This is a genomic window from Vibrio albus, from assembly GCF_003144035.1.
In the GTDB taxonomy this organism is placed as follows: domain Bacteria; phylum Pseudomonadota; class Gammaproteobacteria; order Enterobacterales; family Vibrionaceae; genus Vibrio; species Vibrio albus.
Map to the genome: position 1 here is coordinate 1 of NZ_QFWT01000032.1, position 1002 is coordinate 1002.

Annotated in this window: 1 protein-coding gene; it reads left to right on the forward strand. The window is 46.0% G+C overall.

Annotated features, from left to right (window positions below):
- Positions 1 to 75: 75 nt before the first annotated feature.
- On the forward strand, positions 76 to 1002 hold a 927-nt coding region (locus DI392_RS19395; protein ID WP_109321335.1), incomplete at its 3' end, for an IS110 family RNA-guided transposase.

Here is a 1002-nt window from a genome sequence, read left to right on the forward strand (position 1 = left end):
CTGATAATCCTCTAGCCAGCCTCCCCGGTTGGTGCTACACCAACCTAGCTAACCAGGCTAAAAGAGGAGGCTGTTATGACACTGTACTGTGGAATAGATCTGCACTCAAATAATCATGTGGTTGTCGTCATTAATGAGTGTGATGAAGTGCTTTACCAAAAGCGCCTTGGCAATGATATATCTTTTACTATCAGAGCATTGGAACCATTTAAAGAAGAGCTTGAAGCTGTCGCAGTTGAATCTACGTTCAATTGGTATTGGCTGGCTGATGGCCTAATGGCCAAGGGGTTCGATGTAAAACTGGTCAATACAACAGCGGTTCAGCAGTACGATGGACTTAAGTACAGCGGGGATGAACATGATGCCCGATATCTCACCCACCTGATGAGGTTGGGTATCTTACCAACCGGCTATATCTATCCAGAGTTAATGCGGCCAGTCAGGGACTTATTGCGAAGACGAAAACAGCTGGTGCAGACAGCTTCCCGGCAACTGACTTGTATACAGAATCAAATCTGGCGTCAAACCGGTATTCGTGTCAGTAGCAGTGAAATTAAGAAAAAGCACTTTACCATTCCTTATTTGGAAGGGTATACGCGGCAAGCAGCCGAGGCCAACTTGGCGGTATATCGGATAACAGCGCAGCAAATCAAACAGCTTGAGGCTTCGGCACTAAGTCAGGTTCAGCCAATGAAAAACTACGAGCTGCTCACCAATATGGCTGGAATAGGTAGCGTTTTAGGATTAACCATATTACTTGAAATTGGGGACATACATCGCTTTAAAAAAGTTGGCCACTTCGCCTCGTACTGTCGGTGTGTTGCCAGTACCAGAGAAAGTAACGGCAAGAAGAAAGGTGAAGGCAACAAAAAAGCTGGCAACAAATATTTGTCCTGGGCGTTTTCGGAAGCGGCACATTTTGCCGTTCGATATGACGCTCGAATCAAAGCTTTCTATGAGCGAAAACGGCAAAAGAGAAACGGGATAGTGGCAATCCGAGCC